This is a genomic window from Phocaeicola faecalis (assembly GCF_021730445.1).
GTDB classification, from domain to species: domain Bacteria; phylum Bacteroidota; class Bacteroidia; order Bacteroidales; family Bacteroidaceae; genus Phocaeicola; species Phocaeicola faecalis.
The window spans coordinates 1-20,393 of record NZ_JADNRM010000015.1; the positions used below are offsets into that span (position 1 = coordinate 1).

The following is a 20,393-nucleotide window of genomic DNA, read 5'->3' on the forward strand; positions in this document are numbered from 1 at the left end:
AGAGACGATAAAAAGAGAGTACAATGGACTACCTGTTCCTACATCGCGACAAGCGCACCTTTACTTCCGAAAGGCAGAAGAATCTGCTCTTCAGGGCGGCCCATCTTTACTGGGAGCAGAAGTTTGCAGGCCGCGAAATGGAGACGGCAAGGAAAGTCGATTGTGAGCTATATAAATATGTATTGTACTATTTGGAAGTGCGCCAGGTGTTTCTTGACCCGGAGATTTCGTTAAAGAAACTGAGTGGAATGATTGAAACGAACCAGACCTACCTGTCCAACGTGGTGAACCGCTATTTCGGCTGCCACCTGAAGGATTTGCTGAACAAGTACCGCGTGGAATATGCCAAGGAACTGCTCCGGTCGGACACATATACGCTAGAGGAGCTGCCCCGGCGTTGCGGATTCCTGTCACGAAGCACGTTCTACGCAGCTTTTAAGAAGATGACGGGCGCCTCTCCAAAAAAATATATGAAACATGAACAGAGGGCACAGCTCTCGGAAACTATAGAATATGTATAACCAATTTTAGTTTTTTAAATTTATAAATTTAAAGTTTTTCTATTATGAACAANAAGCACGTTCTACGCAGCTTTTAAGAAGATGACGGGCGCCTCTCCAAAAAAATATATGAAACATGAACAGAGGGCACAGCTCTCGGAAACTATAGAATATGTATAACCAATTTTAGTTTTTTAAATTTATAAATTTAAAGTTTTTCTATTATGAACAAAAAGTTTTTAAGTGCAATCCTGTTCGGAGCCTTAATGGTTTCGTCAACAGGAACATTTGTGTCTTGTAAAGACTATGATGATGACATCAAGGACTTACAGGAACAAATTAATTCTAACAAGGATGCGATTGCAGCTTTGCAGAAACTGGTGGGAGAAGGAAAATGGGTAACCAATATCTCTTCTATTGAAAACGGTTTCTCTGTAACCATGAGCGACGGTACCACCACCTCTATTACAGGCATCAAGGGTGCAGACGGAAAGAACGGTACTGAATGGACTATCGGCGAAGACGGCTTCTGGTATAAGGACGGCGAAAAGACCGCTTCTCAGGCTGTTGCCAAAGACGGAGAGGATGGCAAGGCAGGCGCAACTGCTCCTTCTCCTAAAATCAGTGCTGACGGTTTCTGGGTGGTTTACGAATGGGATGCCGCCAAAGGCGAATTCGTAGAAAAAACTACTGAAATCTCTGCTCAGGGTACTGGTGCTTATGTTGTGAAGAAAGACGGTGTTTACGTTCTGCATATCGCTGACGAAACAGGTGCATTCCAGGATGTTACTTTGCCCGCTACTTCTGATTCATTCGTAGCTGAAGCACCTTATTCAAAAGTTCGTGTGAAATACGAAACTTCTATTTGGAATAAGTGGAACGCCAACAAGGACGATGCTAAAACATTGTTGAAGAAATATCCTGAACTGGCAAATATAGCAAAAGATACCCCGATGAAACAAGGTGGTAATTTGCCTATCTTGGTTACTCCTGCAAATGTAGAACTGACAGATGCATTCTCATTCGCTTTGCAAGGTGTTGATGGAAAGACTGCTGATATCAAAATCTCTAATCCGACAAAGGGATTACCTGTTAATACAGAAATAGATAATGGATGGTATTGGTTTGATGAAAATGGTAACGGACAAATAGACCAAGGCGAAAATAGATATTATGGTTCTTCTATGGTAACAAGAGCAGCAGAAAACAATTGTTTCTGGTCTGTAAAAGTTGATCCTGCTTATGATGCTAAAAAGAAAAAATATGCAGAAGCAGAAAACTCTTCATTGTCTGTAACAAATGCTAAAGGTACTACTGTAAAAACTGCATTTGCATATAATGTGGAGTGCGATGTTATTTCACAGGACGTAAATGTATGGAATTCAAACTCTAATGTAGAATACGCAGCCAGCATTGATGTTTTTGCAAAACAAGGAGACAACGCTCCTATCTTTACAAAGAACCATGACTATGCAGGTTATGTAGTTCTTGAGGCAACCAATGCATTGCAGATAGAAAAATATCAACTGTCTATTGACGGTAGCAAGCTGATTATCGGTAATATGCCGGCTAATGAAAATGCTATTACTGTAGCTTTGAAAGTAACAGTTCTTGGTTTGAATGGTTCTGTAAAATCAGCTACAGCTGATGTGAAAATCGCTCAGTCTGTAGAGGTTGAAAGCTCTTTGAGTGCCAAAGCAATCACATTGAGTAAAGATGCCGTAGAAGTAAGATGGAATATGAGCGAACTGAATATGTCTGCTATTCAGTTAGATCAGTTGATGAAGGGACAGATTAAGTTCTTCATTAGCCGTGTGGATGCTGATGATGCTGACAAGAAATATGTAGCTTACAACGGAGATGTTAAGTTCTATGATGCTAAGAAGAATGAAGTGACTTATTCTAATGGAAAATGGTATATAAAGAATACTAATACAGAGTCTGCTGCTACTACATTCGGTCTTGACATTAAGGCTGCTACTGCCAATGTAAAAGTCAATCAAAACTATGAACATAACAAAGAAACTTATGTTGGTGAAATGTGGATGCCGAAAGAATATACAGTAGAAATGACTTCTGTTGATGGTTCTACTGTTGTCTTCTCTGCAACTACTACATTGGCTGTTTCTAACCCCGATGTAACTGCTGCTTATATCAAATTGGTTCCTGCATTTGTAGAAAACAATGTATTCCAAATTACAGGTAAGGTTGATGTTCAGAATGGTAAAGTGACTTATAAACTGGCTGATGGTCTGATCTTGAATAACGGTACTGCTTTGAAAGGCTTTATTGATATGGATAATAAGAACTATATCGATAATGGTGGTGATACTGAAGATAAGGCTGCTTATGGCAATTATAACTGGTTAGATGGCGATAAGGAAGCTGATCCGAATGCTGAATTGTCTGTTAATGTATGGAAGACTAAAACTCCAGCTACCCAAGATTGGACTGCGGCAAAATGGAACCAGTTGTATACTGAACGTAACATCCGTGCTGTCTACACATGGTTTGGCAATGACAAGAACATAGATAAATTTGACTATAAGGTAAAAGTTAAGAGTGAAATCTTCAGTGAAACTCCTGCTGAGGCAATCATCATGGATGCCACTAAGTTGTCAGCTGTATTCGGTGGACAGAATAAAACTAATATTATTGATATCAAGAAGGCTATCACTAAGGCTTTGGTTGCTGCCGGTACTGACAAGGGTAAGACTTATGAATTGTTTGGTTCTAATGGTAGTGAAGTAACTTATAAAGTAACAGATTACGATCAACCTGAAACAAATGGTGACTATGTAGTTAACGCTTCTGGTAAACCGGTTGCTATCAGTGCAGATGATTTGTTGGATTTGGGTATGACAATGGAACAATACATTGAATATACTGCTCTGTCTTCTAAACCTGCAATTCATATGACAGCTACTGATAAAGATGTAACTATAACAGGAGTAACAGGTGATGTTGCTTTGAAGGGTTGGGGAACATTGCAGACTACATTCGCTAAGTATTATACTGTAACAGGAAAGAATGAAATCAAGTTTAACAAAGAAAATGCTTCAGGTGTAACTGAAGAAAAGAATATTCCTGATGCAGATAAGAAACTTATTGCTTTGTTCAACAACTATAAAGCTAAGATTGCATTCTCTGAACATAATGGCGACAAAGAAACTACAGGAATCGTAGCTGTTGATTCTCGTATCGCTGCTAATGGTGTCGTAATCGCATTTGCTGATGCTTTGGAAGCTACTAAATACTTCCAGAATGTAGCTGCTGATGGTGTGGTTTCCGGTACTACAATCACAGCTGTAGATAGTGCTCCTGCCGATGTAACAGGTGGTAAAGTTACTGTTCCGATGCAGATTTCTGTAACAGATATCTGGGGCAAGACCATGGTACGTACATTTGATGTTACTGTAACTACAAAATAATCAACCTATAAAGTAAAAGCTTGCTTCCCCTTCGTGAGAAGCAGCTTCTACCCAAGGTAGAAATTATAAACTCTTTCAAGCGGGGAAAGAAAGCGCATCCGGCAACGGGCGGTTCTTTCCCCGCTTTTTTACTTTAAAAAGAAAATGACTATGAAGAATTATTTATTTCTGTCCCTATTATTATCTATAGGTATCTGCGTGGGATGCTCTTCCTCAGACGACAACAAGCCCAAAACTCCTGATGTGGAAATCCCCTCAGTAGACGAGTTGACCTCCATACAAGTAGGTCTGGTGGCCTATTACACTTTCAACAATAGTACAGGTGATGACGGTACCTCCCACCACTATGATGCAGCCCTTATCAATCATCCGGAGATGCTCTCGGATACCCCTTCGGGCAGAGGAAAGTCCGTCTGGTTGAAGAAAGAAGAAAAACAGTACATCAATATTCCCTACCAATTATTCAAGAACACTACTTATTCTGCCACCTTATGGGTGAAAGATTTTGGAGCGGGTATCCTGTTGTCTGCGGTAAACATAGACAAGGCGTTGGATTTCCCCTGCTTGGCAGCACGTACAAAGAGTGGCAAGTTTGAACTCTATTCCAATAACCGGGCAGACTTTAGTAAATCGTATGCCTTTTCCTACCCCTTCAGTACTTTGCAGGATGGGAAGTGGCACATGATTGGCTTCACCCATATTCCTAATGGTGACGGGTTCAGTTGTGAAAAGAAACTGTACGTAGATGGTAAGTTTGTAGCCAACTGTGAAGGCGTGTACGATGTACCTTCTTCTATCAAAGTACAAATAGGCGGTGACTGTGACGGACATTATAGCAGTTTCTCAGAAGATATGAAACTGGATAACATACGTATCTATGACCGTGTGCTCGAAGCGGAGGAAATGGATGCGATATATCGTTTGGAACGGCTGCAATAAATAAAGGCAGGGCATTTTGAGAGCTTGTTGGAATATGGATACATTTGATTCAAAAACAGAGGAATTCATTGATGCCTATGTCACTGCATTGCACCAGAACACTGCGGCTGTTTTTCTAGGGGCAGGTATGTCCAAAACATGCGGCTATGTGGACTGGACCGAACTGATGAGACCTGTAGCCGCGCATTTGAGACTGGATGTTGCCAGAGAGAGCGACTATGCGTTACTGGCTCAATATTATGTGAACGACGAACGCAACAGAGGGGCGTTGAATAAATTGTTGTTTGATAAAATGACTCCTGATGAAGCGACTTATTCCGAACGGCACACCATCCTGTCCCGGCTTCCTGTTTCTGTTTATTGGACTACCAATTATGACGAATTGATGGAGAAAGCACTGAAAGCGGAAGGAAAAAGAACAGATGTGAAAACCTGCATAAGCAATTTTATCCATCCGTTAAGTGGAAGTGACGCTACCCTGTATAAAATGCATGGTGAGGCATCAAAGATACATGATGTGATTATAACCAGACGCGACTATGAGGGATACAACGACAAATACCAAATATTCAGTGACCAATTCCAATGCCACTATGCCTCTAAAACCTTTCTTTTTCTCGGATTCAGTTTCTCGGACCCGAATATCAATTTCCTGCTCGGCCAGATAAAGAACAGGTATGGAGAGGATATGCCCGTTCATTTTTACATCACAAAAAAAGAAGATGACGCATACTTGAAGCAGAGGCAGAAGCATCAAACCGCCTTTCTGCAGACTTATGGGATTAAGACCGTATTCATAGAGGATTATTCAATGCTTGTGCCTGTTCTGAAAGAGATAGAAAACCGGTATAACCGAAAATATGTACTCATAGCCGGTAGTGCCGACGGATATGGTGACTGGGACACCCGACGTGCGGAGCTTTTTCTTTATCATCTGGGGTACCAGTTAAGAAAGAAAGATTATCAGCCGGTAAGCCAGCTGGGGAACAATATCGGAAAACTGGTGATGATGGGAGCTAATAAATGGGAACAAGGCGGTGCGAAATCTTATAGGACATGGACGCAAAAGGTATTGCCTCCTCCCGCAGAGGATGATGCGGACTTCATCTCTCTTTCTTATTCGGGGATAGGGGCCTGTATCTATTTGTTTGGCAACGAAGAGGGAAGCGAGGAGCTGGTTGACACTCCGACTTGGGAACGGGAACTGAATGCTTTCCGTAGGAGTGGCTTGAATATAGTGCCTGTGGCCAGCACCGGGTTTGCCGCAAGACGAATGTGGAAGAGAATCAGTGACCGTCCTGAAATATACGGTCATTGTCTTAAATATGACTCACCGGCAAAAGAAACGGGTATTTTTAATAGCCTGGGGATACCTTACGAAGAGAAGGAGATTCCGGCAAATGCTTTCGCGGACTATTTGAACGAACCGGAACTTCTGCCCGATTATGGACTGATACTGACTATTATAAGAGCTTTGGATATAAACCCTTAAAACAAAATATGCTATGGATGAATTCATTAACAAAAATGAATATAAGTATGATATATTCATTTCTTATTCCAGTACCGACAGACCTTTTGTGCAACAAGTGGTATATACCTTGAAAAACAACGGTTACCGGGTGTGGCGCGATGAGGATATCCTCTTCAAATATAGCGGAGAGAGATATAGACCCCATGTTGAGAGTGGGATAGACGAAAGTGCAGTGGTGCTTTATATTCACTCCAACTCGTCGGTACGAAAGACTTTCGTGCAGGACAAGGAACTACCTTATGCCCTGAAGAAAAAAAAGAAAATCTTGCTTTATCCGCATGGGATTAAGTCCAGACCTAAAAATCCAGAAATGTGGAGCATCCAGCGTGTAGCCATAGCAGATAATCCGGAAACGGGAGAAAAGGACGAGATGTTCAGCATCCTTTCCGCTGTACAACGTTGTTTCGGTGACCTGACCCCTTCAGGCCGATATGTGAAGCTTGAGACATGTAGTGAGATATGGTCACCGGAACACATAAGCGCGCAACTGACCAATGTAAAATTTATTCTGCCAATTCCCGAGAGCAGAAGGGAGGAACTGAGAAGTCTGGGATTTTATTCCGAAGCATCGGAAGATACACGGATGCTGGAAAGACTCCGCTGCTTTTTCGAGAAGTATTATAATGATAAAGACGCTGACACTTTCATTGAAGAGACGGCCTGTGAAGTGGCGGATTATGTTCTGGAACGTTTGAGAAGCCATGCTACCATGTTCAACGGACCGATGGTCGGTGTTTCTGAAATTACTGCCCAAAGATCGCCGGACGGAATAGAAACCCATTCATTGACGATGAAAATGTATCGTTCGGACTATTTCACCTTCAAGGTAATGAGCAAAATATATGGGAATTTGATTGCTTCTCTGGGTGACAAGGAGAATCCTTTTGATATACATACCGTTGAGGACATTCCTCATTATGCTCCTTTCCTCTGTTCTTTGGGAATGGGAGGCTTTCTGTTACAGAAAGAAGAACAGAAAGAAAGTGCCTTGTGGATAAAACGCAGTTCGGGATGCGAGGCTGCCAACCTTTATCATTTCAGCTATGACGAGACTGTGGCTATAAAAGACTTGGAGGAGGATGGGAAGACTGTGAATCTGTATGGAACATTATACCGAGGTATCAAGGAAGAATTGGGACTGTCTGGTGATGAACTGATGCACGAGGGAGGAATTTTCGAGATAGGTGTGATTCTGACTTCCAGCCGGATAGAATTGGAATTGCTGTCTTTCCGGGTACTGCATCCTTCGGCTCACTCCCGCTTCCCGGAACTGCTTGAAGCGGCAGATGACTCCAAACTGGAGGTGGGCGAACAGTTTTTCTTGCAGTTGGGAGATTATAGACGGGAGTTGGCAGGACGTTTCCCTACTCCGGAGGCACTGGCCCTAATACAGCGTCTGGAAGTACGTTATAAGGATGAGATGTTGCTGAAGCAGAAACGTAATACACTGTTGGTGCAGATAAGCCCTCTGGCCGAAGTGGGCAAAGATGTGAAGACTGACGACTTTGTGATAATGGGTGACCGTTGCCGCATAGGACAGGAATGCAAAATACACCATTTTGTTCATATCGATGATGATGTGGTGATAGGCAATCGGGTGAAGATACAGAACAATGTGATGATTCCGCATGGGGTAACCCTGGAGGATGGGGTGTTTGTAGGTCCGTCCGTGGTATTTACCAATGATAAGAATCCTCGTTCCATCACTCCGGACGGTCAGTTGAAATCGGGTGATGACTGGACGATGACACCTACCGTAATAAAGGAAGGTGCGTCACTGGGCGGTGGCGCGGTAATTGTCTGTGGAGTGACCATAGGCAGATGGGCGATGGTAGGTGCAGGCGCCGTGGTGACCAAAGATGTTCCAGACTATGCATTGGTCGTGGGCTGTCCTGCCAAAGTGGTAGGGAGAGTGAATGAAAAAGGAGAAATCGTAGCTAGGGAGGAGTTATGAGTAGGATAGATGCATACCGCTATCAGGTAGTGTTGCTGGGAGATTCCACTTTTCTCCAATCGGTCTCTCAGGACTTGCAGCAACAATTAGAGGACAAACTGGCGGAATTGTCTATAGACCGTATGCTGGTGAGGCTGCTTGTGTCGGAGGATGCCCAGGCGATAGATTACAGCTTGCCGGTGGTGGGACTTTATTTCGGTGGCGCGGCATGGGAGGAGAGGTTTGAAACCGACTCTCCCGTTTTACAGTCTCTGCTGAGTAAGGGCATCACTGTCTTGCCGGTAATAAACAGTTCGGATAGGTTCCGGCAGAATGTGCCGAAAGAATTGCATCCTGTCAATGCCATGCGCCTGGGGTCCGGAACTTCCGAAGAACGATTGGCTTCTGTTCTGAACTTTATCTTGCAGGAGTTCCATTTGTTACGCCATCACCGGAAAGTCTTTATCAGTTACTGTCGGGAAGACGCTCTTACTCAGGCTATGCACCTGTATGATACATTATCGGCTCATGGGTTCAATGTTTTTTTGGACACGCACAGCATTAGTAAAGGAATAGATTTCCAACAAGAACTGAAACACCAGTTGATGGATGCGGACATGATGGTAGCATTGCATACTGATAATTATATGAGTCGGGACTGGGTGAAGGAAGAGTTGAATGAAGCCAGTGTTCTGCAAATAGGAGTGATAGAGTTACTGTGCACAGACCAAGGGGACGGACAGGCAGGAAAGAGTATACCGGGTAGCTTGGGATTGCCCATTATAATGAAAAAGATGGATTTGTTGTGTCCTGTCCGTTATCAGGAGATTGAGGAAAAGATAGCCCTTGCCGTAGAACGTTTTTTGGCGAGGAGTTTGCAGGCCCGTATTTCCAATTTGATGGGACCTTTTATAAGTTGGCTGAAAAAAGAGAATTTATCTTATACGCTACATCCTTCACATGTGGTATATGCAGAAGAACAAGATAAAAGGATTTTATTTGTGCCCGCGATAGGTATCCCTGACGCCAAGGTGATGGATGACGCCCGACTGTGGATACAGGAGTATTTGCAGGATGAGGCAGGAAGGCAGGAGGTGAAAGTGTGCCTGGTATACGATCAGCTGTACATGAAGAAGAAATGGATGGAACATCTGCAATGGCTGGATGGGTACTTACCGGTAAAGACTGTTTGTATCCGTGAGTTGGATTCATATTCATATCATCATATATTGGAAAAATGGAAAACAAATTGAAGCATATTTTTCTGTCGGCCAGTATTCCTTCTCCGGAGCGGGATGCGAAATACTATGAAACTGCCGATATGATAGGCATCCGTGACGCAGTCCGCGCATTGGCCGCCACTATTCTTCCTCATGCCCGGTTGGTATGGGGAGGTCATCCTTCCATAACTCCCCTGATTCGTGAGGTGCTGGAAAGAGTAGGAATTAGTTCTTGTGAGATAGAAAAGCATGTGACCCTGTATCAGTCTGCTTTCTTTGAGGGCATGTTCCCCCCAGACAATGAATGTGTGGAACATATAATCTTGACTCAGGTAAGGTTCAGCCAAGGTGTGAAAGACCGCAAAGCCAGTCTGACAGAAATGCGTGAGCAGATGCTTGCTCCTGCACATAACTATGTAGCGGGTATTTTTATTGGAGGCATGGAAGGAGTGGAAATTGAATATGAACTGTTTAAAGAACATCATGCCGATGCGTTACTATTGCCGATGGCAAGTACGGGAGGTGCGGCATTAGAGATTTATAACCGGAATCGGGAAAGTTTTGATATACGTTTGAAGAATGACTTTGATTATCGGACTTTGTTTAGCGAACTGCTGAAGAACAGGCTGTAAGAGTACTGTCTGAGCCGCCCCCGATGCTTTGGCAAGAGCCTGTTGGTAGCTACATTGGAAGCCTATTTCCCAGGTAAGTATGTAGATACAGAAGTGAAAAGTGTTATCGACGAGTAGATAATAGCTTTACATGCATAATATGCGCTGTTTTTCCTTCAAACCTGTCAGCCATACCCTACCCCAACAATGGATTCCGTATCGGCTGACGGATTTGAAGTTTTTTGTTCCTAATACGGTATCCTGTTAAGATACAGACTTTTTTTAGAAAAGTTCTTTCAATACTTGCTTGTTGGCTTCATCGATGACAGCCGTATCCAGCGACGACAAATAAATCATGGTCGTTCCTTCGGAATCATGTCCCATGCTCTCGCTGATGACAGACAAAGGAATATGCTTATGTTTCGCCACGCTAGCCCATGAATGGCGCGCACAGTGCATCGTCAACGGATGGGTAAGCCCTACCATCCTGCCTATGTCCTTCAACCTGCGATTCATAAGAGTGATGGCATTTTTATACTGCTTTCTTTCGTCCACACCACTGTTTTTGAGAATGGGAAGCAGATAAACAGTGCGGTTCCAGGGATATTTCTTCACAATATTTTCCATACATCTCTCCCACCTGATATGGAGCAATTGCCCCGTCTTCTTCCTTTTATAGGATAAAATACCTTCCGACAGGTCTTCCTTACGCAAGTAGGCCATATCGACAAAAGACATTCCGCGAGTGTAGAAACTAAACAAAAACATATCGCGTACATAATCCAAAGTCGAGTTTGGAGGCAATTCCAGCAACCTTATCTGCTTTATCACACTGAGCGGAAGGGCACGCTTGATGGTTTTGCACACTCCTGTATAGACATGCTTGAAAGGATAGCGCTGCAAGGTAATTCCTTGCTCCACCGCACGATTGTACACTGCCCGAAGGATGCGCATATAGAAAGAGACAGTATTCATGCTCACTCCATTGCTCTTTAAATAGGCTTCATAAGCCACCATCATGTCTGAGTCCATTTCACTTAGCGATACATCTTCGCCATTCGTAAATCTCATAAAACTATTAAATGCAGCCGCATAGGTTTCACCTGTACGAGCTTGTTCCGACTCTCTCAAATGAGTAATGTTCGTCTGCATAAATAGTGCCAGGGATTTTTTACTTGAACACCTGTTCTTTAGGTTAATTGTAATCATCGTAATCTAATCTTTAAATTATTTTTCTGACTTAACAGCATCCGACAAAGATAAGTTGTCTGTTTTTTTATTCCTTTGTAATTGAGAAGATAAAACGATGAAGGCATAAGGTATTTTATAAAATGGGACTATTCGCTATGATTACAGGGCGTTCACCTCTGTCTTTAACCGCCCCAAGAGGAAAAATCTCATTTTCCGGGGTTTTATTTCTTTGGTCTGTCTAAAATCCCCCATTTCATCGAAAGAACGGTTAAGAGGAAAGAATCTCATTTCCACTTAACCGTTCTTATTTACAACATGATTACCGAACTTGCCTGCCATAAGCAGAAAGACAAGCTGTTCTCCGCCTTTGTGACAAAAACAAAGGCATAAAGAGAGCGAAATCCGTCTCCCCTACTATAGGCGGTTTTGGATATCCGTGTTACTCAAGTTACGTTCTTTACGTTTGATATCGGCACCGAAGTTATAGCTTACCCCGATACGGAAGCTCGTATAGGTAAAGGTATTGTTGAACTTCGTATAGAGTCCGTTGGAGTAACTGGTTCCGCGCATATTCTTCACCAAAAAATCGCTTACATTCAGGCTCAGATTCAGTTTGTTGCCCAACATACTGTAACGGATACCTCCACTGGCTCCATAGGAACCTTCCCGATGAATCACCTGGCCATGACTCGGTCCGGAATAGTAACCGGAAAGACTGGCAACCAACGTTTTGGCTGTATTCAGATAGAATGTGTTGCGGATATTGATGTTATAATCCCAACCGGAATTTTTAGGATGGGTTTCGGGCGCACTGGAAGTGGTCCTGTTATACTTTAACGTGTGCTGGACAAACGTCTGCAACCACCCCAAACGGAACGTATAAGAGTTGGTAATACCGAAAGAACGGTTTTTCATATAGTTGTCCCACAAAGTGGAAAGGACATGTGTTTCCTCGTTCAGCATCAGCCGCTGCGAGAATACATCAGTGGCATACGAATAGAATATAGAGAAATTCAAGTTGTTCTTCAGGGTATAAGAAAGCTCTGCATTATAGCGATAACTGGGTTTCAGGTCTTCTTTTCCGCGATGTTCGCTATATTTGTTTTCGTAAGTAAGGAAAGGGTTCACCATATTCTGTGCCGGACGCGAAATGCGGCTGGATATATTCATATTCAACACATTATCTTCATTCGGCTTATACATCAGATAGAAAGTAGGGAACAAGCGGGTATAGTCATGCTTGTCCGTTGTCTGCTGGGACTCGGAAATGCCTGTTGTCCGGGTATGCTCCAGACGAAGACCGGCTTTCATTGAGAAATGGGAGCCAAAGTTATGGCTATAGTCGGCATAAAGGGCATAGATTTGTTCTTTATACCGGAAAAAGTCATTTTGAGTGAAAGACACATTGGAGTTATCATACATCAGACGGTTGCGCGTGTCGGTGAAAGATGCTTTCGCACCTGTCGTGAAGCTGTAACTGTCACCGGGAAGGATGAAATCAAGTGCAGAAGAGATTACATCTACCGTACGGTGCTGATTCTTATCATAATTAAACTCCGAGCCGGGGATTATTTCTCCTGTCGGCAGGTGGCTTTCAGAATCAAAATCGAAGAATGTATTGGATTTGTCTTTCAGATAATCGACATCCCATATCATCTTGTGTCCTTTATCTCCCCATGACTTATCGACGTGGAAGTTTACATTCACACGATTCTGTGAATAGTCCTTATCATCACGGCCGAGCATGAATGAATCGGTACGAAGTTCCTGAATGTCGTGCACTTCGGTACGGTTGTCGGTTACATTATTGGGAGCATTGTTGATATAGGTAAGTTGGGTACCTATATTCCATTGTCTGCCCATATCGATATCTATTCCTCCGTCTACATAAAAGGAAGAAAGAGAATAATCGCTTTCGGAACGGCTGCGCCATGTTTGGTCGGTATAGAAACGCCCGTTACGCTCCACATAGCCGGTTTTACCGTAACTTCCGCTACCGTTCAGGTAAGCGGTTACGCGTTGGCGATTGAACTGTAGGCTCAGGCCGCCATACCCATAGTTATATTTCTCACCATACAGATAAGAACCGAAAGCGTTGCCTCCGATATGGTCTTTGACACGTTCCTTGAGGCGGATGTTAAGGATGCCGGCATTGCCTTCGGCATCATAGCGGGCAGGAGGAGTGGTAATCACTTCTACCTTGCTAATTTGAGAAGCACTGTAGGAGCGCAGAAAATTAATGAGTTCCTCACCGGAGAGTTTGGTCTCACGGTCGTTGATATAAATCTTGATTCCTCCTTTTCCTATGATGTCGACCCCGCTTTGAGACACGCGCAAGCCGGGTACATCGTGAAGGAGATCCAATGCATTACCGCCTACGCTGGCAATAGAGTTTCCCGCATCAAAGACAACACGGTCTATCTCACGCCTGATAACGGGCTTGGCGGCTGTCACAGTCACCTCACTCATCGCTATGGACGAGTTTTTCAATACTAAACTGCCTAAATCAGTATCTTTGGATAGGGTAAGAGGCAACGACAAATCCTGATAGCCCAACAGGGTAATACACAGTAAATAGTTCCCTTTGGGTTCTTGCAACCGGAAGCAACCATTCGTATCGGTAATCATTCCATCCAGATACGTACTGTCAGTGGAGTGAAGCAATATAACATTGGCCACTTCGACAGGAGTTCCCGTCTCATCTTTCACACATCCTGATATTCGGTAAGTTTGTGCCGTGATTGTTCCCCATGTACAACATAAAAGGACGAATAGGGAAACAAGTCTTTTTCGTAATAAAGTTTTCATTCTGTAATTCGTTTTGTTTGGCACAAAGGTAACAGCAAGAAGGGGCTTAAACAGACTAAACCAGGAAATAAAAAGTCTTAATCAGATAGAACTATTTCACTGATTATCAAATAGTTTTATTTATAAAAGTCTTAAACAGGGCGAATCGAATCTTAATGGAGACTAAATCCGTATTATGCTGCCTGCGTATTATTTATATATTCCACAATATCTCCTTTCTCATCCATTCCCAACTTCTTTCTGATGGCTGTTTTGCGAACATACACGCTGGCCACGCTCTGTTGTGTCACCACCCCGATTTCTTTTGTCGAGAAGTCGGCACACAACAAACAACATACCTGCTTTTCTTTCTCGGAAAGCAAGTATCCGTAAAGCGTCTCCATCCGGGAATAAAATCCGCTATAAATAGTATCGATAACCTGATAAAGGTCTTCCCACACCAAAAGAGTATCTACAGGAACCTCCTTGTTGGTGATTCCCGATATGCGGCGCAGCAAGTCCTGATTCTGCGAAGTGGGAGCAGTCGCCACCAAACGGATAATACCCAGTTGCTTCAACAGTATCTTTTTAAAGAAGGCGCTGTCATGCTCTGACTCACTCGCTTTATTCGCGTCTTCCAATAGCCGGGTAAGTGTTTCGACACGGTCTTCGGCTTCCGCCAAACGCAGGTGTCGATTGCGAATATAAAAGAAAACACACAAACCACCCACCGCAAAGATAAATAAGAAAGTGACCAGTAACAGTTGTGTACGCTGACGGTCGATTATCAATGTATAATTCTGACGTTCGAGCTTGATTTTTGTATCCATCTGTTGCTGTATGGTGCTCTGCTTGTTCCAATCTGCCAAGATAAGGGAATCGCCAAACCGTCCGGTTCTAATCGTCGAGATACTACCTTCCATAGCGTAGTCCACCACATTCTGTAATTCATAGAGCAAAAGGCGTGTACTGATGTTCACACCAGACTGCTGCTCTGCTTTCGCTTCAGCTTGCCACGCCATATCCAGATAATATGCAGCCGAATCAAGTTGCCGCAAATAAAGAAAGTTCTCAACCAGGATTGCATGGGTGACAGCCATCTTTTCACGATATACCGGCATCAACTCCCAAACACGGCGAATCAGTGCATTTGATTTCTCCACCTTCTCGGAACGCATCAGGTTAGAAGCATAGTTCCGCATATAATGGCATAAATATGCTGTATCTTTATTGGCTTCAGCCATCGCAATGCTCTTCTCATAATAATAAGTGCAAGAGTCGTCGCCAACCAGCCCAAGATTAATGGCGAGAAAATAGAACATTCCTGCCAAATCAGGGGAAGTAGTGTCAGGGGAATAAGCCAAGGCCTCTTTCACATGGCTGACCACCTTACGGTAATCTCTGCGAAGCTCGTAAACAATATTCGCCTTATAATAAAGCAGGTCGCGGACATTGACGGAGTCATTGGCTTGCTTTGCCCGTGCCACTCCGCTATCCAGCTCTGCAATGGCATCATCCAGCCGGTCCATCCATTTCAGGTAGTTCGCCTTCAGGATATAGCCTTTCATCACTTTCTCCCGGTCGCCATGCTTGCGGAAGTAATCCACCGCTTTAGGCAATAAAGAATCTTCTGTCATCGATATATTTCTTGCGCTATGGGCCATCGCTTTTATCCACACATAATTCATCAGTTCTTCTTCCGAGAAGTCGGCCAAATGTTCTTGCTGTTGCGCAAGCAGAGACAGGACACTATCAGGATAATCCGCCATCAATGAATCGGCGCGCTGTAGCAAAGCACGATGATTGGACGGACGACATCCGGCAACAAACAGCAATATGATAATAATTCCCCAAAGGAAAGGTAATTTCTTCATGATATAAATAACAAAGTTATGCCACAAAGATACAAGATTTAAACAAAAACGCATGGTTATTCCTTATAAAGAATTATATTTGTAAACGAACTCTACAAACCCTATATCTGTTATGAAAAGGATAAAATTCATATATTGGCTGACAGGGTTCTGCGTACTCTGTTCCTGCAACTCGAAAGCGGAAAACGACACGCAACAGGCCGCCGCTTTCGAAGTCCGGGATTCCATAGCCGAAACTCCTGCCGAAATTATAGTGAAGGAACTGGCAGCTGAAGATATAAGAATAGAAAAAGAACTGCTTTATGACAAGCATACTTTGGAGGATGTCTATCCTTATAAGGATACGACACGCTGCTTTCAATGGGAAAAGATAAAAGAGAGATTAGCCTTGTTGGAGAATATCCGGCAGAAACCATCACAATGGTGTATCCTTCAGAATTATAAAAACCGAAATGGAGAAGCTCCGCTGGTCAAGAATTTTAAACGGGATGCTTATAAACGTGTGGCCGATACTTTGGGGGTGGAACGATACCAGGGAGTGCCGTTATATGAGCTCAATGATACGCTCACCCCGGTACGTTATGGACTGGATGGACTGCTGACGCGCCATCTGGGTACGGATGGAAAGTTTACGAAAGTCACACCTCTATATATAGGAGGAGAATGGTATGCACCTACCAAATATGTGAAGCTCATTCCTGATACTGTTGTTTTTGATAAAGCTATCTTTGTAGACCGCCACAACCAGAATATCACGACCCTGGAACGAGAAAAGGAGGGGGAATGGTTGGTGCGCAGCATGAATCCGGCCACGACAGGGCAACGGCGGCCGCCTTATGCACAGCCCACACCACTGGGTATGTTTGTCTTGCAAGAAAAGAAGCCAAAGATGATTTTCCTCAAAGACGGCTCCACCGCAACCGGAGGTTTTGCCCCTTATGCCAGCCGCTTCAACAATGGTGGCTACATTCATGGTGTGCCCACAAATGCACCGGCAAAAGGTATTATCGAGTATAGCTATACTTTAGGGACGACACCCCGTTCGCACATGTGCGTGCGCAATGCAACCTCACACGCCAAGTTCATTTTTGATTGGGCACCTGTTAATGAGGCAATTATATTTGTTTTGGAATAGAAATCTTCATAACTAAAAAAGAAAATAACAGCAGACTATTTCCCTGTTATTTTCTTTTCTTCCGACTTTAAGCGCCGTTCTATCTTCTTCACATCCTCACCTCCAGGAAGCTGTTCGGGATAAATACCTCGACTGACCATCATATCACGTACGGCAGCATTATTGTCAATATGTTCTTTTTCGATAGCTCTCTGTCCATAAAGGTCTTTCTGTTGTACATTGATGGAAGTCATCTCTGCAGCAAAATCTTTCGCTTTTATACTAATAGTAGGAAGAAAATCAGCTAATGGACGACTATCAGGAGCACCCAGCTTACGCTTTAATAAGGCTGTATCCAAACGAAATAATGCTTTATCCCCCTTCGAACGGATTATAGCAAATCCTTTGCTATCTACCCCACGCTCATATAATACTCCGGACAGTAGCTTCTCTGTTTCTGCAAGCTTGGTTCGTGCCCGAACCCTCTCATAATCCAATAAACGTTGCTCTACCAGTTCGGCACGTCGGGTCTGTACCGCAAAATAATTTTGGGCAAAAGCTATCGCCGGCTTACGCGCATCACCATTCTGGGCAGTCAAGTAGCAGGCATAACGAGTAAGATAAATATCATCTATCTCTCTTTCTGCCCCTTTTGCCAAACTTATCATTTTGCTGACGTCAGCAAAATGATAAGCTATATCTTCGCCGGCATTGGCACATGCAGCCTTTGCTTTATTGATTATAGCCTCAAAGTTTCTCCATTGGGTGTATCCCAAAAGCGAGTATAACTCTCGTGCACTCCAACACTCCACTCCGTGATAGTCACAAACAATGCTTTCAAATTGTTTAAACAAGTCTTTTATTTCTTCGCTTTTCATTATACCCGCTTTTTTAATACATTTATATATAACCTACAAATATAGCTGTATTTTTCGATTTCACACTGTTAATGAGGCAATTATATTTGTTTTGGAATAGAAATGTACGTAACTTTGCACCCATTATTTAGTTTTCACCTATGTACAAAGCTTTTTTGTTTCTAGTCCTGTTTTTCTTCCCATTCAGTAACGTATCCACCCGGACATCTGTCCCCGAGGAGATGGCAAATATGGTCATTCCTGAAAACGAAGCACCGGACGGCGAAGCTTTATTTGAGGAAATGGATTTGGGAGGGACTGTAAACTTTCTGGCATTCAGGCAAGCTGTGCAAGGTTACAACAAAATAGAACAGAAAAAGAAACCTGTATTAACTCTTATCGACTTTACCAAACCGTCGACCGAAAAGCGTTTGTTCGTGTTCGATATGAAAGACAGAAAGCTACTTTATTCATCAGTGGTAGCACACGGCAAGAATAGTGGAGAAAACTATGCCACTTCTTTCTCCAATACGGTCGGTTCGTATAAAAGCTCACTCGGTTTCTATCTCACCGGAAGCACTTACCAAGGAAAGAATGGTTATTCATTATTATTGGATGGACTGGAGAAAGGAATCAACGACCGCGCACGCGAGCGTGCCATTGTAGTACATGGCGCCGCTTATGCCAATCCTTCCGTATGCAAGTCCGGAAGACTGGGAAGAAGTTTCGGATGTCCGGCATTGCCGCAGGCACTCACCAAACCAATCATTAATACAATAAAAGGAGGCAGTGTACTCTTTATTTATGCCAACAATAAAGAGTATATGGCGAAAAGTACTATTTTACCGCCTCTACAACCGCAAGAGTGGCTCTCTGAAACTCGAAAAACAGCAAATCAGCCATCTTCTTTCTAGAATAAGAAGTTCTTTTAAAATTCTCTTTCCTTCTTTTTTCTATAAAAACCAGGGGAAGAATATGCATAAAGTCATGATTAAATAGAATTACCCGACCAAAAAGATAACGTCAAGGGAATTAACCTATCAGATGCCGGCTTCACCAATCTACGAGAATCGCTTAAAAATTTCCCTCATGCATCCTTATCCGAATTAGAGGATTTATTTGTACTTTTGTTCGCATAACAAAAACACACAACAGTTATGGTGCTCAATTATATTTGGATTGCCTTCTTCCTAACCGCCTTTGCAGTTGCATTGGTACGACTCGTTTTGCTGGGAGATACCCAAGTCTTCCCCGAGATTATCAACTCAACCTTCAGTTCTTCCAAAACTGCATTCGAGATTTCATTGGGATTGACCGGTGTGCTTTCACTCTGGCTTGGAATTATGAAAATAGGTGAGAAAGGAGGAGTCATCGCTTTATTCTCTAAATTGCTGAGCCCTCTGTTTTGCAAACTTTTCCCGGAGATTCCCAAAGGACATCCGGTGACCGGGAGCATCTTTATGAATCTGGCGGCAAATATGCTGGGGCTGGACAATGCAGCCACACCGCTAGGACTGAAAGCAATGGAAGGTTTACAGGAACTGAACCCCAAGAAAGACACAGCCACTAATCCGATGATTATGTTTCTGGTCTTAAACACTTCCGGACTGACACTCATCCCAATCAGTATCATGGTATATCGTGCCCAACTGGAGGCAGCGCAACCGACAGATATTTTTGTACCCATTCTTCTTGCCACTTTCTTCTCAACTCTTGCAGGGATTATCACTGTCAGCATTTACCAGAAAATAAACTTGCTTAACCGCACTATCTTATTGTTTCTGGGAGGAATGAGCCTCCTGGTAGCAGGTATCATCTACTTTTTCAATACCCTCTCCCGGACACAGATTGATATTTATTCGACCACCATTGCCAACGTTTTCTTATTCTTAATCATTATCGGTTTCATCATAGCAGGAGTGAGAAAGAAAATCAATGTATATGATGCATTCGTAGAAGGAGCAAAAGAGGGATTCAGCACCGCTGTACGCATCATCCCCTATCTGGTTGCAATCTTGGTTGCAATTGGCGTTTTCCGTGCTTCCGGTGCAATGGACTATCTGATTGACGGCATCGAAGGTACAGTCAAACTATGCGGCATCAACAGCGATTTTGTGGGCGGACTGCCTACTGCCTTAATGAAGCCGTTAAGCGGAAGTGGGGCCAGAGGACTTATGGTAGACGCCATGACCACTTACGGTCCAGATTCCTTTGTCGGACGTCTGGCATGTATCTTTCAAGGCTCAACGGATACTACTTTTTATATCCTTGCTGTTTACTTTGGCAGTGTAGGTATCGTAAAAACCCGCCATGCGGTGCCTTGCGGACTGTTGGCAGACCTGGCAGGAGTGATTTCGGCTATCTTTATTTGTTACCTTTTCTTTGGATAAAAGAGGATTATC

At 43.3% G+C, this 20,393-nt stretch carries 14 protein-coding genes and 1 pseudogene; 11 read left to right on the plus strand and 4 right to left on the minus strand.

Annotated elements, in window-relative coordinates:
- Positions 1 to 23: 23 nt before the first annotated feature.
- From IR173_RS13185 to IR173_RS18235, 8 genes and pseudogenes are all read left to right on the plus strand, one after another.
- A complete protein-coding gene (locus tag IR173_RS13185; RefSeq protein WP_237040063.1) occupies positions 24 to 521 on the plus strand; it encodes a helix-turn-helix domain-containing protein in 498 nt (165 codons plus the stop codon).
- A gap of 203 nt (positions 522 to 724) precedes the next feature.
- The gene (locus IR173_RS13190; RefSeq protein WP_237040064.1) at positions 725 to 3,931 is read left to right on the plus strand and encodes a PL29 family lyase N-terminal domain-containing protein; all 3,207 of its coding nucleotides are present in this window, start codon (positions 725 to 727) and stop codon (positions 3,929 to 3,931) included.
- 150 nt (positions 3,932 to 4,081) lie between these two features.
- Positions 4,082 to 4,870, plus strand: coding sequence for a LamG domain-containing protein (locus IR173_RS13195; protein WP_237040065.1), 789 nt, complete (start codon positions 4,082 to 4,084; stop codon positions 4,868 to 4,870).
- 34 nt (positions 4,871 to 4,904) lie between these two features.
- Positions 4,905 to 6,362: an SIR2 family protein gene (locus tag IR173_RS13200; protein ID WP_237040066.1), complete on the plus strand. Its 1,458-nt coding sequence runs from the start codon at positions 4,905 to 4,907 to the stop codon at positions 6,360 to 6,362.
- A gap of 13 nt (positions 6,363 to 6,375) precedes the next feature.
- Positions 6,376 to 8,358: a TIR domain-containing protein gene (locus IR173_RS18230; RefSeq protein ID WP_394800673.1), complete on the plus strand. Its 1,983-nt coding sequence runs from the start codon at positions 6,376 to 6,378 to the stop codon at positions 8,356 to 8,358.
- The gene (locus tag IR173_RS13215) at positions 8,355 to 9,590 is read left to right on the plus strand and encodes a toll/interleukin-1 receptor domain-containing protein (RefSeq protein WP_237040067.1); all 1,236 of its coding nucleotides are present in this window, start codon (positions 8,355 to 8,357) and stop codon (positions 9,588 to 9,590) included. The genes IR173_RS18230 and IR173_RS13215 overlap by 4 nt, the downstream gene beginning before the upstream one ends.
- Positions 9,575 to 10,189, plus strand: a complete 615-nt coding sequence (locus tag IR173_RS13220; protein WP_237040068.1) for an SLOG domain-containing protein — start codon at positions 9,575 to 9,577, stop codon at positions 10,187 to 10,189. Before IR173_RS13215 ends, IR173_RS13220 begins: the two co-directional genes overlap by 16 nt.
- Positions 10,190 to 10,192: 3 nt before the next feature.
- Positions 10,193 to 10,267: pseudogene (locus IR173_RS18235) on the plus strand (AAA family ATPase); the annotation flags it as partial.
- A gap of 183 nt (positions 10,268 to 10,450) precedes the next feature.
- Here the strand turns inward: IR173_RS18235 and IR173_RS13230 are convergent.
- From IR173_RS13230 to IR173_RS13240, 3 genes are all read right to left on the minus strand, one after another.
- Entirely contained in the window at positions 10,451 to 11,377 is a 927-nt protein-coding gene (locus IR173_RS13230) for a tyrosine-type recombinase/integrase (protein WP_237040069.1), read from the minus strand.
- 396 nt (positions 11,378 to 11,773) lie between these two features.
- Positions 11,774 to 14,167 carry a TonB-dependent receptor domain-containing protein gene (locus IR173_RS13235; protein WP_237040070.1) on the minus strand — a complete coding sequence of 798 codons (2,394 nt, stop codon included), beginning with the start codon at positions 14,165 to 14,167 and terminating at the stop codon, positions 11,774 to 11,776.
- A gap of 173 nt (positions 14,168 to 14,340) precedes the next feature.
- A complete protein-coding gene (locus IR173_RS13240) occupies positions 14,341 to 16,020 on the minus strand; it encodes a helix-turn-helix transcriptional regulator (protein ID WP_237040071.1) in 1,680 nt (559 codons plus the stop codon).
- A gap of 112 nt (positions 16,021 to 16,132) precedes the next feature.
- Here IR173_RS13240 and IR173_RS13245 point away from each other — a divergent pair, with 112 nt between their 5' ends.
- Positions 16,133 to 17,155, plus strand: a complete 1,023-nt coding sequence (locus tag IR173_RS13245) for a L,D-transpeptidase (RefSeq protein ID WP_237040072.1) — start codon at positions 16,133 to 16,135, stop codon at positions 17,153 to 17,155.
- Positions 17,156 to 17,190: 35 nt separating this feature from the next.
- Here the strand turns inward: IR173_RS13245 and dinD are convergent, their stop codons facing one another.
- A complete protein-coding gene (gene dinD, locus IR173_RS13250) occupies positions 17,191 to 18,012 on the minus strand; it encodes a DNA damage-inducible protein D (RefSeq protein WP_237040073.1) in 822 nt (273 codons plus the stop codon).
- Between the two features lie 140 nt (positions 18,013 to 18,152).
- Between dinD and IR173_RS13255 the strand changes: the two genes are divergently transcribed.
- Together IR173_RS13255 and IR173_RS13260 are read left to right on the plus strand one after the other, a co-directional pair.
- On the plus strand, positions 18,153 to 18,905 hold the full coding sequence (locus IR173_RS13255) for a murein L,D-transpeptidase catalytic domain family protein (RefSeq protein ID WP_237040074.1): 753 nt from the start codon (positions 18,153 to 18,155) through the stop codon (positions 18,903 to 18,905).
- Positions 18,906 to 19,148: 243 nt separating this feature from the next.
- Positions 19,149 to 20,381, plus strand: coding sequence for a nucleoside recognition domain-containing protein (locus tag IR173_RS13260; protein WP_237040075.1), 1,233 nt, complete (start codon positions 19,149 to 19,151; stop codon positions 20,379 to 20,381).
- The last annotated feature ends 12 nt before the right edge of the window (positions 20,382 to 20,393 follow it).

Coding starts and splice junctions, on each gene's coding strand:
- IR173_RS13185 (WP_237040063.1), top strand. CDS start 24: ATGGACTACCTGTTCCTACATCGCGACAAGCGCACCTTTACTTCCGAA.
- dinD (WP_237040073.1), bottom strand. CDS start 18,012: ATGAAAAGCGAAGAAATAAAAGACTTGTTTAAACAATTTGAAAGCATT.
- IR173_RS13190 (WP_237040064.1), top strand. CDS start 725: ATGAACAAAAAGTTTTTAAGTGCAATCCTGTTCGGAGCCTTAATGGTT.
- IR173_RS13240 (WP_237040071.1), bottom strand. CDS start 16,020: ATGAAGAAATTACCTTTCCTTTGGGGAATTATTATCATATTGCTGTTT.
- IR173_RS13200 (WP_237040066.1), top strand. CDS start 4,905: ATGGATACATTTGATTCAAAAACAGAGGAATTCATTGATGCCTATGTC.
- IR173_RS13260 (WP_237040075.1), top strand. CDS start 19,149: ATGGTGCTCAATTATATTTGGATTGCCTTCTTCCTAACCGCCTTTGCA.
- IR173_RS13230 (WP_237040069.1), bottom strand. CDS start 11,377: ATGATTACAATTAACCTAAAGAACAGGTGTTCAAGTAAAAAATCCCTG.
- IR173_RS18230 (WP_394800673.1), top strand. CDS start 6,376: ATGGATGAATTCATTAACAAAAATGAATATAAGTATGATATATTCATT.
- IR173_RS13220 (WP_237040068.1), top strand. CDS start 9,575: ATGGAAAACAAATTGAAGCATATTTTTCTGTCGGCCAGTATTCCTTCT.
- IR173_RS13195 (WP_237040065.1), top strand. CDS start 4,082: ATGAAGAATTATTTATTTCTGTCCCTATTATTATCTATAGGTATCTGC.
- IR173_RS13215 (WP_237040067.1), top strand. CDS start 8,355: ATGAGTAGGATAGATGCATACCGCTATCAGGTAGTGTTGCTGGGAGAT.
- IR173_RS13235 (WP_237040070.1), bottom strand. CDS start 14,167: ATGAAAACTTTATTACGAAAAAGACTTGTTTCCCTATTCGTCCTTTTA.
- IR173_RS13255 (WP_237040074.1), top strand. CDS start 18,153: ATGTACAAAGCTTTTTTGTTTCTAGTCCTGTTTTTCTTCCCATTCAGT.
- IR173_RS13245 (WP_237040072.1), top strand. CDS start 16,133: ATGAAAAGGATAAAATTCATATATTGGCTGACAGGGTTCTGCGTACTC.